The organism is Bradyrhizobium lablabi (assembly GCF_900141755.1).
Taxonomy (GTDB): Bacteria; Pseudomonadota; Alphaproteobacteria; order Rhizobiales; family Xanthobacteraceae; genus Bradyrhizobium; species Bradyrhizobium lablabi_A.
The window spans coordinates 6,619,149-6,632,794 of the sequence record NZ_LT670844.1 but is presented as its reverse complement, the minus strand read 5'-3'; the positions used below and the strand labels follow the sequence as shown (position 1 = coordinate 6,632,794).

Sequence of the window (13,646 nt, the reverse complement as noted above, 5' to 3'; positions counted from 1 at the left end):
CGGCTTGGCCCTTCGCGGTCCGTGCGCGGCAGGGAAATCCAACGATCGCCGTCATCATGGGTTCTTCGGCGAACGAGGTGCAAGCACAGCGCCTCGTCAAGGCATTCGAATCTGCCTGGCCGGAGGTGGGGTGGGTCGAGGGCCGCAATATCCACGTCGACTATCGGTGGGCCGAACCGTCCCAAATGCGCGCTCTGGCGGCCGAGGTGGTGGCGGCGGCGCCGGATGTCATCGTCGCCAACGGAACATCGGTGCTCAATGCTGTGCGTGAGGCAACAAGCTCGATCCCGGTGGTATTTGTCGGAATTTCCGATCCGGAAGGCGTTGGCATCGTCGCCAACCTTGCCCGGCCGGGCGGCAACATGACCGGGCTTGCAAACTTCGAGCCTTCGATGGGCGGGAAATGGCTCCAGGTGCTGAAGGAAATAGCGCCGCATCTGACCCGTGTCGGCGTCCTCCGCGTTCCGAAAACCCATGTGAGAATTCTGCAGAGCATTCGGGACACCGCCGCTTCGAGCGCAATGGAAGCGATCGATTGCCCCGTGCTCGATGCTGCAGGGATTCGGGAAGCGGTTGGCGCTTTCGACGGGCAGCAGAGCACCGGCTTGATCATACTTCCTGATCCGGTCTTCTCCCCCCTTCGTTCATTGATCCTGGAGTTGGCCGCCAACCAACATCACCCGGCGATCTATCCGTTTCGGAATTACGCGGAAGAAGGTGGGTTGTTGTGCTACGGCATCAACATACTGGATCAGGTGCGGCGATCCGCCTTCTATGTCGACAAGATCTTGAGGGGCGCGCGACCGGGCGACCTGCCGGTGCAGGCGCCTACCAAATTCGAATTGGTCATCAATTTGAAGACGGCCAAGGCGCTTGGTCTGGAGGTCCCGGCAACGCTGCTCGCGCGCGCTGACGAGGTGATCGAGTAGTCCACTGGAGATGGGCTGCCGAATTGCTCCGACCGCAGCCGCATTGCTCCGACCGCGTCGAACGTTGTTTCCCATTCACAACATGCACGCGGCCTTGCCGCGATCTGGCTGGCGCGGCCGGGATAGGCTATCACGAGACAAGCCACATCAGCATGCCCCAAAACCAAGAGACAAAAATGCTACCCTCGCAACGCGATCTGTTCGAGATGCCGCGCCATGTCTGCTATTTGAATTCGGCCTCCTACAGCCCGTTGCCGCACAAAACCCAGGAAGCCGGCCGCGCCGCGGTCGGGCGCAAGGGAACGCCCTGGACGCTCGACGCCGGCTTCGCCAACCGCCAGCACGAACGCGCGCGCGCCGCCGCGGCGCGCCTGATCAATGCCGATCCCGCCGACATTGCGCTGATCCCCTCGATCAGCTACGGCGTTGCAACCGCGGCAAAGGGGCTGACGATCGCCCGCGGCGCCCGCGTGATCGTTCTGGAAAACGATCATTCCTCGCCGGTGCTGGAATGGCAGACGCGGGCCGACGCGCAGGGTTTTGTCATTGAGACGGTGCGCCAGCCCGCCGACGGCGACTGGACCTCCGCGGTTCTTGCCGCCATCGAACGGCCCGGCGCGCCGCCGACAGCCCTCGCATCGATCTCATCGGTGCACTGGTCGGACGGCGGGCTGCTCGACGTCGACGCAATCGCTGCCGCGCTCCGCCGCCACGGCGCCGTCTTCCTCATCGACGCGACGCAAAGCGCCGGCGTGCTGACGACGGACGTTGCGCGCCTCGACCCGGATTTTGTGATTTTTCCGACCTATAAATGGCTGCTCGGCCCCTATGGCCGGGCCTTTCTCTACGTGGCAAGGCGCCATCAGAGCGGCTTACCGCTGGAGCAGACCGCCGCCGGCCGCCGCGACGTGCGCGCCGAGAATGCGGTCTATTTCTCCGACATCCGCTACGTTGCCGATGCGCGGCGCTTCGACATGGGCGAGCGCGACCATTTTGTCTCCATGGAAATGGCGGCAATCGGCATGGAGATGATGGCGGAATGGGGCGCGGCCGCGGTCGCCCAACGTCTCGCGATGTTGACGGATCGGATCGCCGAAGGCTTACGCGGGATCGGCGTCGGCGTTCCGCCGCGCCAGCTGCGGGCGCCGCATATTCTAAGCCTTAACTTCAAGGATGGGATGCCGAAGGGGCTCATCGAGGGACTTGCCGGCGAAGACATCTACGTCGCGGCGCGTCTCGGCCGCATGCGCGTCTCACCGCACGTCTTTAACGACGAGGCCGATGGCGACCGCTTCGTCGCGGCTTTGAGCCGGCGGCTGCGGGACTAATTCGCCGAACGAGGCGCCAATTCCGACTTTCCGGATAAGCTCAATCCGCCAGCGCAAGCACCTTGCCGATCGCGCGCATGAGATCGATCTCCACTTCGCCCCGATCGCGCTGCAATATTGCCTGCCTCGGAGGAAAAGTGGAACATTGTTTGCTTGCTGTTGGCAGGATGTCGGGAGGCCTGATGCATATAGAAAAAATAGCCATTGCGGCTTCGGTCATGCTGCTTGCGACCGCAAGCGGTCATGCTGAGGACAACAGGGCCTGCATCTCGAAGGCTACCGAGACCTTGCCTCATATCGTTGGGCTGGTGATCAAGAAAACCCGGACCCGTCCGGTTCCACCAGCGATCCTGGCGACCTGGCAGGGTCAGACCCGACCGATCATCGTCGACGTCGACACCGTCGCGGCCGGCACTGAGGAAACCTATTCCTACATGTGCGTGCTGACCAAGGGGTCGGCCTATGTGCGGCGGGTGATGAGCTAGGTGACCGGCCAAGGCCGCGTCTTCAAGCCTGCGGCTTGGACGCGACACCTGCACCGCGGCTCATGCTTCAATCATGTCGAGGGTTCTGAGAGGCTTGTCGACCTGGGCAAACCATTCGGCCCGGTTGGCGGCACGGCGGCGGCCGCGCTCGTCGAGCGGAAGTTTCAGCTGGCTGAGCAGGGAGGTCACCTCCTTGCGCGCCGCCATGTGGACAGGGCTTGGACGCGTGCCGAGCGTCACCCGGTCGAGATCGTCCAGCGCGGTCAGCCCGCGCGGAAAAAATTCGCGGTAAACCGCGCGTTCGGCAAGACCATCGATGGAGCGGAAGCCCAGCCGCAACGACAAATCGTGGAGGCCGTCGGCCACAAGTTGTTTGTTGCGTGAGCCGTGCATCGACAATCGGTTGCGGACCACGATCCAGTCCGTGCTCGAGCCGTCAAGCTGGCGGCGCTTGCGTCTGACATCGCGCACCATTTCGGCGTAGTGGCTCTCGCCGGTCACGACATAGGATTCGGGGTCCATGGCTCCCAGAACGTCAAAATCCATAAAACTATCGTTCATCGGGGTGACAAGCGTATCCGCCATCGCATGCGCCAGCCGCATCAGATAGCTATCGCTGCCGGGTGTGTCGATGACGACAAAATCGTAAGACCGCTCGACCGCGCTGACGGCCGCCGAGAATTGGGCAAATTCCGCAGCCTCGTTGTCGGCGATCTGCATGCTGCCGCCGAGATCGATGCTGCAATGCCGTGGAAGTTCAAGAGCAAGTCCAGTGCGCCCGGCCCATGCGCGCCGGTTTTCGATATAGCGGGTAAAACTCCGCTGCCGGCAGTCGAGGTCGACGGTGGCGACGCGCTGGCCGGCCTTGAGCAGTGCGACGACGATAAGAAGTGCAATGGTCGACTTGCCCGATCCGCCCTTTTCGTTACCCAACACAATGACGTGTGCCGACCCGGATTGCCCAGGCCTCGCCTGTACCAACATAATTACTTTTCCCTCAAAGCGGCAAAATGGCAAAATACGGCAACAAGGTTTAATTTGGTTTACCTGGTGAGTCGGACACGCTCCTGTATTGGTTCAACGAGCCGCACCAATTCTTTGATCGAGCCAACACCGCGCAACCGGACAGACCCGGTGTCCGTCCCAAGCGACGTCTGATTCTCAGACCAAAGCGGTCTCTCCAACGGCCCTGTCAAGGACGCCAGTATCCATATCCTCGATAGACGGCACGATCGACGGCGCGCGCTCCAACTCGGCAAGCCGATCGATTAGCGCACCCAGAGATGGCGGGATCTCGCAAACCTCCCGGCCAAGGGCATAACGAAGCCGCTCCCCTATCTCGTCGCAAATCGCGCGACAGTGGGTGCTATCGAGAGCCACACCTGCATCGTCCCGGCCAGCCATCTGTGATCCCGGATTCCTTTGACCCGTGATTCATATCTCCGGCTGCGAATCAAAGTCGTAAATGGGCGCCGGCGAATTCATAGACTAGTGAAGAACCCGTAAAGCGAGACGCCCCTCGGGTAGCGGGATACTCGGAATCGGTGGCTCGCGATGTCCGTTTTGCCGCATCGCGGCAGTACCCTAGCTTAGGCGTTCAAGCTCCTGATCTCGCCGACCATGTCCCAATCGAGCTTTGTCGAGGTCGTCGTCGATCCGCGAATGGTTGCGGCTGGTGTCGGTGAAGGACGCGCGCCCGGAGCGACGGCTCGGCGCCGGCAGCGGCGAATGCCGATGCGTTTCGACGGTTGCTCGGTCTCTGGGCCCCAGCCGGGCAGCCGCGCCATCAGGAATAGCTCTACCTGCCACCTGTGGCGGGCTGCGGCGATTTGGTAGTGTTGCAGTGCAATTAGACCGATTCGCTTCGCTTTGATGACAGCAGATTTTGACAATGACCGTTTTCAAGTCCGGCGATCTCGTTGTGCTGAAATCGGGCGGCCCGACCATGACGGTCGACACCGTCAACACCGATATTTTTGACGACGACAAGATCACCGGCGTGCTCTGCGTCTGGTTTGTGGGCGATAAGCTTCAGCGAGTGCGGTTCGACCACCAGGCGATCGAGCCCGCGCCATTGCAAAAGACTCCTCTCGCAGAGGCTGCTCCTGCCGCTAAGAAAGCGCCTCCGGCAGAGCCCACCGGAGAGTACCAGGCAGTGCTGGATGACATGGTCGACGCCATGAACCCGCCGGCCGAAGCTGCGGCCTCGCGAACAGCCCTGAGAAAGCCAAAACCGGCGCAGGCTTCCAAGCGCGGCACCGTCTCGGGTCCGACGATTGTCGCGGGCGTTGGGGGCTCGACCATCGGATAGGCCGGCTTTCATGATCCGGTGTTCATGAACGGCTCGCGCACGGGCTGCGACTAATTTGGCGGCCCCCCCCGGCCGGATCGATGCAGGCGCCAGCATCAAGACATTGCGTCCGCGCATTACCCAAAGGTATCACCATGCTTTCGGCCAACGCCTTGCTGTGGACCCGCATCGGCGCGTTGGTGGCGTTTTTGATTGCTGCAAATCTTGTCTACGCGCTGTGGAAAGCGCGGCGTCAGGCATCGTCGATCCGACAATGGCTGATCGTTCCCGGTGAGATCATCGCCTGCGAGGTCACGGCTCCCAAGGTCCATACCTCCGACGAAGAGACCGATTGCAGCGTCAACCTCCGCTACCGCTATCGCGTTGGCCTTAAGGATTTTGAGGGCTCGCATATCCATGCCGGCCGCGAGGCAATGACAACGCGCCTGCTCGCCGAACAAACGGCGGCCAAGTACCCGGTCGGCAGCCGGGTCGATGTTCACTACCGGGAAAACCACCCCGCGACCTCCGTGCTGGAACCGAAAGACCCTCGCAGCCTTTCGGCCCTCATCGCATTCCTGGCGTTATTTGCGTGGATCGCCTTGGTGCTGGTGGTGCATTCGATCGCCGGCCACGTCTTGCTGCTGCGGGACGGCGGCGTGCCATTTTTCGCGCTCATGCTGCCGATCGGCTGCACCGTGATCGGCATTCTCGGTTTGCGCAGTTACCTGCAGACGCGCCGCAAACTTCAATCGAGTGCAAAGTGGCCGACGGCCGCCGGCACGATCACGGATTCGGAAGTGATCGAGTCCCAGAACACGGAAACCGACGACAAGGGCCGCGAGACCGTCAATACCGAATATCGGGTGGACATTCGTTTCGCCTACAAGGTGGGCTTGCGCGAATTCCATTCCAGCAACTGGAAATGGGGATGGACCGCGATTTACAGGAACCGTGAGAAGCCGGAAAAGATCGTGGCGGCGCATCCGGCCGGCAAATCCGTCCAGGTCTTTTACGATCCGAACGAGCCCGCAACCGCCGTGCTCGAGCCGGCCAACCCGCAGGGCACCTTCGTGCAGTTCGTCTTCAGCTTTGTCTTCGGCGGCGGCGGGCTGCTGATGTTCTGGGTACTCTCCAAGCTGGGCGAAGGTGGTTGAAGAGGAAGTGCTGCAAGGCGCCTACCCTTCACATCACCCGCCCGCCGAGGCGGCATTTACCCCCCCCCTTTTCCTTATCTCAAAATTGAGATATAAACGACCGTGCCCTGGCGCGTCGAAATCCTCGACGAGACCGTCGCCGCAGAAATCGCCGCCCTTCCGGCCGACATGCAGGCGCGATTTCTGCGTCTCGCCGAGCGCATCGCGTCGGCCGGGCTGGAAAGTCTAAGCGAACCGCATGTGAAGCATCTGGAAGGGAAGCTATGGGAACTGCGGCTGACAGGCCGCGATGGAATTGCCCGTGCGCTTTATGTCACGGCGATCGGCCGCAGAGTCGTCGTGGTCCGCGCATTCGTGAAGAAGACGCAAAGAACGCCGCGAGAGGAAATCGAACTTGCGCTGCGGCGCGCAAAGGAAATCACATGACAATCCAATTCGAAAAGCTCAAGGCCCGTCTGCTGGCTAACCCCAAGGTCAAGGCTGAATATGAAGCGCTCGCCCCGGAGTTTGAGATTGCCGCCGAGCTACTTAGGGCTCGCCTGCGGGCAGGCCTCTCCCAAGCCGAACTCGCGGTCCGAATGGGCACCAGCCAGTCCACCATCGCCCGACTTGAAAACGGTCAAACGCTTCCGAGCACCAAGACACTCCTGCGCTACGCCAAGGCAACCGGCAGCAGATTCCGCGTGCGTCTATCGGCGGCTTGACGCCTGGTTCGGTCGCTCCGGCCGCGGCCTTTTCCACCGGGTCACTCCACCTTCACATCAAGCTCCTTGACCAGCCGCCGGTATTTTTCAGAATCTTCCCGCACTTGATGCGTGTATTGTTCGACCGTGCCGCCGGTAGGTTCTTGCGCCTGATCGGTGAAGAATTTTCGGACCTTTTCGTCGCGCAACGCCGTGTTCACCTCAGCGTTGAGACGCGAGGCGATCGCGGCCGGCGTGCCGGCCGGCACGAACATTCCGATCCGCTGGTCCATCACAAGCCCGTCGATGCCGGCTTCCTGGAACGTCGGCACATTCGGCAGCGCCGGCGACCTTGTCGCCGTCGACTGCGCCAGCAGGATGAGGCCACCGTTCTTGTTATAGGGCACAAGGGGCGTCGTTCCGAGCGAGCCGAGTTTGATATGCCCGGCGACGAGATCGTTGATGGCCTGACCGCCGCCCCGGTACGGCACTTGTTCGAGCTTGATGCCGGCGAGCTTGGCGTACCACAGTCCGAGCATGGCCTGGGGCGAGCCGGCGCCGCTCCCGGTTGCGAAGCCCATGCCGGGCTGTTGTTTTACCAGCTTTGTCAATTCAGACAGTGTGGTGACGCCCAGCGAGGGATTTGCCGCCAGAGCGATGGGCTGGCGCGAAAGCTCGACCACCGGGAGCAGGTCCTTTAAGGGATCGACATCCATTTTATAGACATGAGGATTACTGCTGACCGCGTCCGTCCCGATCAGGATGGTGTAACCGTCGGGCGAACTTTTCGCGACATACTCGATCCCAATGTTGCCGTTGGCGCCCGACTTGTTTTCGACCACGACTTGCTGGCCAAGCGCGTGGGACAAATAATCGCCAACGACACGCGCGGCCACATCGGTTGACCCCCCGGCCGGAAACGGAACGATGAAGTGAACGGGGCGATCGGGCCAATCTCCGGCGATGGCTGTGAAAGGAGCCGAGAGCGCGGCGGCCAGGATCAAGCTTGCAAAAGGCAACTTCATCATCAAAGCATGACTCCTTTATCGGCAGCCGGCGTCGGATATCCTATCGCTGCCGCCCCGGTTCGGCCAGCGAGCATCATCGGGCTGGCGCCGGCGAATCCGGAGCCACGCCTTTTCGAGGCGAATATCAAAGGGAACGACTATCGTTTGGTCGTGGCCGCTGACTTCGACAAGGGTATTGTGTGGATCAAGTGGATTGGCCTCGGTCTCTCTGCAGAAGTGCTGATCCGGCCGAGCCGAAAAAACGCGGCGTGACCGGCGCCCTGATCCATCGCGGCCAGGTTTGGCAGGCTGCGACGAAACCGAACGAGCCGCGCTCTACCGCTTCACATCATACTGCTTGCTGAGATGGTCGCCGATCTGGACCAGCATCGCGACGCATTCGGGATAGCCGGGCTTAGCCTTGGTCGCCTCGTCGGCCTCGGTGCGGAATTCCCAGGAGTCCTCGCTTCGCAGCACGAAAAACACGATTCCGTCCGGACAGTCGGCGTGAACCTTCAGCTCCGCCCTCGCCATCGCAATCAGTTCGGCTTCGGTCTTGCTGGGTTTGCTCATGGGGGCGCTTCCTCTGGTTCGATATCGTGTTCGTGGTCGCTGGCATTCCGCCGCCGCAACCGCAGGCGCATATGGGGTTTAAGACAAATAATATTTGAGATGTGACGCAGCTAACAAGCGCGTCGGATGAGATGGGTGATTGTACGCATCACCTGTCCCAGAGATTCGGAGTTTAGCTCACTCGTTTTTAATTGGGCAATGTGAACGAACTCACATTCGCCGGCGGCGTCGAAATATATTTTCGATCCGGACGCTAGATCGCGCTGGATACATTGGAGACAAACAATGGAAATCGTGGAGCAGCGCCGGCTCGAACACGTCAAAGGCGTAGTCCGAGATCACGACGCAACGATAATACTTGGCTACTCAATTTTTTCGATCGCGCTCCTCATCGCGATCTATTTCGATTCGATGTCGCCTGGAGTATCGCTTGGCGATTTGTCCTCGATGACTGTTTTCCCATAGCGAGACGACATTCGAACGTGGTTGCACTGAAGGTAGCGATTTGAAGTCAACGGATTCTTGCGTGACCAGGTAGCCTCGCAATCAGGCGCTTGGAGTATTGCACTGACCAGTTCAAGCCTGTCGAAATGGCCCAGAGATATTCGGTGACATATGACCCCAGCAATGGAAAAGCCGTTCTCGCCCGCAACTCATTTGAACGAAACTGACGTCCGGCAACATGGGAACCTTGACGTCTCATCCCCTCGTTGCGTTTGGGATGGAAGCAAATTCCCGCCAAGAGCGCCGGAAGACGAGATTGTCTTCAGACGATGGCGGCTCGGATTCTTCATATTTTACGGCGCCACGGCGCTGCTGCTGGTTGGCGGACTTGCCGCCATCGCGGATCGGCCGGGGACGATCACCACCGCGGCGGCGCCGGCCCACCCGGCGATCGCGTCAACTGCTGCGATAAGACGTCGAAACTGATCGTCGAAATGCGAGAACACAGGCATGTGGTGGATCAATTTCCTGGGCTTCTCGGCAGCGCTCAGCGTTCTCGTCAGTTTCTGCATGACGACGATCGTGGCGCTTCGAACTTTCGCACTTTTGAGCAATGTCCTTTTCATTGTCTATGGATTGTTGGCTCACATCTACCCGGTGTTCTTTCTTCACATGGTCCTGCTTCCGGTCAATTTGTTCAAGCTTTTCAGATGGTGCAGATATGGCAACGGTTTTGGACGAGGCGAATACGACAATGCTGCGTCGGGTTCTGGATGATGTTTTGACCGACCCCCAGTTTACCAACCAGACAGCCGTCTCGGCATTTCAGGTAGCCGAGCATATTTGGCGACAGGCCGCGATGGGGGAGCGTGACTTTGACCGATTGAGGTATTCGGCTTTGGCGATCGTAAATTCGTGGACGAGCACGTCTGGGCGACGCGCTACCTTTTTGCGTCAGCGCGCGTCAGGCCGATGATCCTCGGCAGCGCGCCGGTCGAGACCGGATCGGCCTTTTGCGTCTCCGGCGGCAGCGCCGCGTGCGCGGTGTTGTCGGGGAAACGGGTCTTCATTTCACGCAGGAAGCCGTCGAGCGTATCGACGCTGGCGGCCATCTTGGCGATCTCGGCGAACTCGGCGCTGTTGGCGTTGGCCGGCTTGCTCGCGGTCTCGAACGCGGCGCGGTCGGCCTCCCCGCTCATCAGTGGCGCGTATTTTTCGCGGAAACGCGCCAGCCCAATGGCGTCTTCGGCCAGCGCATAGCCGACCACCGCGCGGATCACGTCGCTCTTCTCCACGGCGTTCAGAGGTTTGAAATCGCGCCAGCGGTCGGCGTAGTACAATTCGATCTGCTCGGACGCCTCACGCCAGCGCCGCGACGCCCAGTAGATGTCGGAGCGCAGCCGGATCGCTTCGCGGCCGTTGATATTGGTGATGATGTCGAGCGCGAGATCATGGCGTCCGACGTCGCTTTGCGCCCGCGCCTCCAACAGCAGCCGTTGCTGGCGCAGTTCGCCGGAGAGATCGGCGATGCGGGTGGAGCGCAGCGCTGCGATGGCGCGATCCGGCTTGCGGTTGGTCAAATAGACCATGGCGAGGCGCGCTGCGACCTGGGCGCGCGCGGCGCCCTCGAGCCTCTTGTCGACCTGATATTGCAGGAGGTCGCTCGCCTGGTCGAGCAGGTCGACGGCGACCAGCCGGTCCGCAAGGCGGCGGATCATTTCGTCGCCGCGCCGCCCGATCGGGGTCAATTCACGGTTTTCGTAGAACATCCCGAGCGCGTCGACCGGCGGCAGATCGTCGCCCTTCGGGCCGAGAAAGAGCTGGGTGAACAGGGCGGCCGCCGCATCCTGGCCTTGCCTTGCAATTTCCGAATTGGGCTGCAGCCTAGTCGCGGTCTTGGTCACCGCGAAGGATTCGCCGTAGCGTCCGGTATCGGCGTAGATCCGCGCCAGCATTTCCAGCGTCCGCACCTCGAGGGCGTCGCCGCGCCAGGTCACCGAAAGCGCCTCCAGCTCGCGCAACGCGTCGGCCGCGCTGATCTCGTCGCGCTTCTGCTTGAGCGCGATCTCGTCGAGCTTGGCTTCGGTCGCAGCGGCCCGATCGGGCGATTGCACCGCACGCTTGTATTGGTCCAGCGCATCCTTGTCGTGCCCGAGCGCCTCGGCGAGGCGCCCGCGCCACACCGCAATCGCCGGCTTCATTGCATCGGGAATGCCGATCACGTCGAGGTCTCCGGAGCGCTTGGCTGCGCCGGAGTAGTCCTTGACCTCGAGCGAAGCGCGCATCGCCTCCGCCACCACGATGCGCTGCAGATCCATCGGCAGCGAGGTGATGGCGAATTCGACGTTCTTGAATTTCTCCCGCGCCTCCGCCCATTTGCCGAGCCGTGCAGCGGCCAGCGCCTTCCACAATTGCGAATCGTAATTGGTCCCGACCGCCGCATTGGCGAGGTCCTTCAAACCCTGCTGCGGCCGGCCCATCAGGCTGGAAGCGACCGAGTGCACGATCAGGGCAACGGGATCCTCCGACCCCGGCTGGGTGTCGACCAGAACCAGGTCGAGAACGCCCTTGGCTTCGGTATACATGCCGAGCGACAGATAGAAACGAGCCAGATCGACCCGGGCCGACGTGCGCGCATCGCCTTCGGCCGCCGCAACCGCGGCAACAAGCTGGTCCAATCGCGTACTAAAATTTTCAGTCTGGTTCTTGTGCCACTCGTCGGCGTCGAAAATCGGCCGCACCGCGACCGGCGCGCGCTCCACGCCGACGTCGGCCGATGACAGCGTCAGCCCGCCGGGCCGCCCGAGGATGACCTTGTCGGGCGCGACCTCGGCGGTGACATCGTCGGAGTTCGCGCGAACCGCGACGCCGTGGATCGATTCCAGGAGCGAGAACTCCACAAAATCCTGCCGCTTGATGAAGCCGCGAACCGGCGGCGGGGCCGTCACCACCAGGATGGTATCGCCGGCGTCCGGATCGACCAGCCGATGCAGAAGGCCCGCTTTCGCCATCGGCACAATGACGCTGGCGTGCGCGGGATCGGCGATGTTGCGCACCGCCACCAGCGGCTGGGTCGGCGTTTGCATCGTATCGGCAAAGGTGACGGTCCAGTCCGTCGCCCCACCCGCCTGATCGTCGCCCGTCAGCGACGGCATTTGCGGCCGGTTGAGACGGATGCGGATCGCCTGGCCTCTTTCCAACGGCAACAGGCTGACGTCGGCGACGATCGACCCGCCATTGCTGCGGATCGGCTCGATATCGAGCGGTTTCGTCGAATCGAACACCAGCCACACGGTGTCGGCGCGGCGAAACAAAGCCGCAGGCGTTGCGGCGGCAAAGGAAAACATCAACCGCAGGCCGTCGCTATCGCGACGCGCGTGGACCGAAGCGCCGCCGCCCGATTTGGTTGCCGGTGGCGTCTCGGATCCTGCAGGTGTCGCCTTTGGCGGCGCTGCTGCTACGGGCGGGCTCTCTTTTGCTGGCGTCTCTTTTGCTACAGGCGTCTCTTTTGCGGGCGTCTCTTTTGCTGCTGCCTCTTTTGCTGCTGTCTCTTTTACGGTGGTGTCTTTAGCCGCCATCTCCTTTGCCGGCGGCGGATCGGATGGCGGCGGAACGATCGGCATTTCCGCGGCCGGCGGCATGTTGGCAGCACGCTCAGGCTTGATCTCGATATTGGCTTGCTTGGCGATCGCCTCCGACGTCGGCTGCGCGATCTCGCTCGCTGGGCGCGGCGGCTGTGCTGCGTCGGCGGCCTTCTCGGAAGCTGCCGGCGCGGCTGCCATCGGAGCCGCCGGCGCTGCTGCTGCCGGCGGTGAACCATGCGAGGCGTCTGCCGCCGGCGCCAGCGCGGAGGGTTTTTCCGCCTGCTGGAATGCGACATCGACGATGTAGTTCTTCTCCTCGCGGAAGGAGTGGACGTCGACATCGCCGATCAACGATATCTCCACCGAGGAGGTCTCGACGTCGATCTTCTGAGTGATCGATGCGACGTTCGCCGGCGCCGCCTCCTTGGCGTCCGCCAGATCGAAGGCGAGCGCGGCACTGAAGAACAGCGTCAGCTTCTGGTCGTTCAAGACCGAGGAGACGCCGACGCCGTCGGGCATCTCGAACACGAAGCGCACGAAGGTCGGCTGCACCAAAGCGCGAACCCGCACCGGCGCTTTCTTTTTCGCTTCCGCCGCCGCGCGCTGCACGCGCAAGGCGCGCTCGGCGACACGGGCACGCTCGGCGAGCTCGCGCACCACTTCGATCGGCAGCCCGGGCGGCGGACCGGTCCAGCTGTCGGGCAACAGATCGACGAACACCCGCTCGCCGGCGGTCATGGTGTTGATGGTCACCCGGCGCGCCAGCGACAGCCGGATCGCCGAGCCGTCGGGATCGCGCCGCACCGAATTGATGTAGTCCGGCACCGCGTCGGATAATTTATCCACCGGAACGTCCACCGGGTGTTTGAAGCGGACGATCAGGATCGAGCCGGCGGTAGTCACCTCGGATTCGACGTCCTCGGCGAGCCTGAACACCAGCCGGGCAAAGCCGCCGCCTGCCGACAGCGAAGCCTCGCCCCTGACCGGCTCGGCCCGGCAGGCGCCGGGGACCAGCAAGCCGATCAGGATCAGGCCGGCTGCAAGCGATACCGGTCCGCCAAGGCAATGCCGGGCCGCCCGCGCGAAGGCGCGGCCTAGCGACCCAAATCCAGCGGCAGCCCTTGGCGCCATTCCAAGTCCACTCTTTCGCTTCAACGGTTCTTCAA

At 62.2% G+C, this 13,646-nt stretch carries 15 protein-coding genes; 9 read left to right on the top strand and 6 right to left on the bottom strand.

Annotated elements, in window-relative coordinates; all coding sequences use genetic code 11:
• The first annotated feature begins 56 nt into the window (after positions 1 to 56).
• Both B5526_RS30645 and B5526_RS30640 read left to right on the top strand, forming a co-directional pair.
• Complete coding sequence (locus B5526_RS30645) at positions 57 to 929, top strand: ABC transporter substrate-binding protein (protein ID WP_172842152.1); 873 nt, start codon at positions 57 to 59, stop codon at positions 927 to 929.
• Positions 930 to 1,105: 176 nt separating this feature from the next.
• On the top strand, positions 1,106 to 2,257 hold the full coding sequence (locus tag B5526_RS30640; protein ID WP_172842151.1) for an aminotransferase class V-fold PLP-dependent enzyme: 1,152 nt from the start codon (positions 1,106 to 1,108) through the stop codon (positions 2,255 to 2,257).
• Positions 2,258 to 2,297: 40 nt separating this feature from the next.
• Here B5526_RS30640 and B5526_RS30635 read toward each other — a convergent pair whose 3' ends face one another.
• Positions 2,298 to 2,477, bottom strand: coding sequence for a hypothetical protein (locus B5526_RS30635; RefSeq protein ID WP_079543496.1), 180 nt, complete (start codon positions 2,475 to 2,477; stop codon positions 2,298 to 2,300).
• Here B5526_RS30635 and B5526_RS30630 point away from each other — a divergent pair.
• The gene (locus tag B5526_RS30630) at positions 2,476 to 2,742 is read left to right on the top strand and encodes a hypothetical protein (RefSeq protein WP_079543495.1); all 267 of its coding nucleotides are present in this window, start codon (positions 2,476 to 2,478) and stop codon (positions 2,740 to 2,742) included. The genes B5526_RS30635 and B5526_RS30630 overlap by 2 nt on opposite strands.
• A gap of 60 nt (positions 2,743 to 2,802) precedes the next feature.
• Here B5526_RS30630 and B5526_RS30625 read toward each other — a convergent pair whose 3' ends face one another.
• Complete coding sequence (locus tag B5526_RS30625; RefSeq protein ID WP_079543494.1) at positions 2,803 to 3,726, bottom strand: division plane positioning ATPase MipZ; 924 nt, start codon at positions 3,724 to 3,726, stop codon at positions 2,803 to 2,805.
• A 907-nt stretch (positions 3,727 to 4,633) separates the two neighbouring features.
• Here B5526_RS30625 and B5526_RS30610 point away from each other — a divergent pair.
• From B5526_RS30610 to B5526_RS30595, 4 genes are all read left to right on the top strand, one after another.
• Complete coding sequence (locus B5526_RS30610) at positions 4,634 to 5,053, top strand: YodC family protein (RefSeq protein WP_079543491.1); 420 nt, start codon at positions 4,634 to 4,636, stop codon at positions 5,051 to 5,053.
• A gap of 134 nt (positions 5,054 to 5,187) precedes the next feature.
• Positions 5,188 to 6,189, top strand: coding sequence for a DUF3592 domain-containing protein (locus B5526_RS30605; RefSeq protein ID WP_172842150.1), 1,002 nt, complete (start codon positions 5,188 to 5,190; stop codon positions 6,187 to 6,189).
• Positions 6,190 to 6,291: 102 nt separating this feature from the next.
• Positions 6,292 to 6,615, top strand: coding sequence for a type II toxin-antitoxin system RelE/ParE family toxin (locus tag B5526_RS30600; RefSeq protein WP_079543489.1), 324 nt, complete (start codon positions 6,292 to 6,294; stop codon positions 6,613 to 6,615).
• On the top strand, positions 6,612 to 6,893 hold the full coding sequence (locus tag B5526_RS30595; RefSeq protein WP_079543488.1) for a helix-turn-helix domain-containing protein: 282 nt from the start codon (positions 6,612 to 6,614) through the stop codon (positions 6,891 to 6,893). The genes B5526_RS30600 and B5526_RS30595 overlap by 4 nt, the downstream gene beginning before the upstream one ends.
• 41 nt (positions 6,894 to 6,934) lie before the next feature.
• Here B5526_RS30595 and B5526_RS30590 read toward each other — a convergent pair whose 3' ends face one another.
• Positions 6,935 to 7,900: a Bug family tripartite tricarboxylate transporter substrate binding protein gene (locus B5526_RS30590; RefSeq protein WP_079543487.1), complete on the bottom strand. Its 966-nt coding sequence runs from the start codon at positions 7,898 to 7,900 to the stop codon at positions 6,935 to 6,937.
• A 6-nt stretch (positions 7,901 to 7,906) separates the two neighbouring features.
• Here B5526_RS30590 and B5526_RS39220 point away from each other — a divergent pair, with 6 nt between their 5' ends.
• Positions 7,907 to 8,152: a type II toxin-antitoxin system HigB family toxin gene (locus B5526_RS39220; RefSeq protein WP_079543486.1), complete on the top strand. Its 246-nt coding sequence runs from the start codon at positions 7,907 to 7,909 to the stop codon at positions 8,150 to 8,152.
• 63 nt (positions 8,153 to 8,215) lie between these two features.
• Here B5526_RS39220 and B5526_RS30580 read toward each other — a convergent pair whose 3' ends face one another.
• Complete coding sequence (locus B5526_RS30580) at positions 8,216 to 8,452, bottom strand: hypothetical protein (RefSeq protein ID WP_079543485.1); 237 nt, start codon at positions 8,450 to 8,452, stop codon at positions 8,216 to 8,218.
• 285 nt (positions 8,453 to 8,737) lie between these two features.
• Here B5526_RS30580 and B5526_RS30575 point away from each other — a divergent pair, with 285 nt between their 5' ends.
• Positions 8,738 to 8,917: a hypothetical protein gene (locus B5526_RS30575; RefSeq protein WP_079543484.1), complete on the top strand. Its 180-nt coding sequence runs from the start codon at positions 8,738 to 8,740 to the stop codon at positions 8,915 to 8,917.
• Positions 8,918 to 9,249: 332 nt separating this feature from the next.
• Here B5526_RS30575 and B5526_RS38055 read toward each other — a convergent pair whose 3' ends face one another.
• Complete coding sequence (locus B5526_RS38055; RefSeq protein WP_154071534.1) at positions 9,250 to 9,468, bottom strand: hypothetical protein; 219 nt, start codon at positions 9,466 to 9,468, stop codon at positions 9,250 to 9,252.
• 369 nt (positions 9,469 to 9,837) lie between these two features.
• Positions 9,838 to 13,611, bottom strand: a complete 3,774-nt coding sequence (locus B5526_RS38565; protein ID WP_079543482.1) for a tetratricopeptide repeat protein — start codon at positions 13,609 to 13,611, stop codon at positions 9,838 to 9,840.
• Positions 13,612 to 13,646 lie beyond the last annotated feature (35 nt).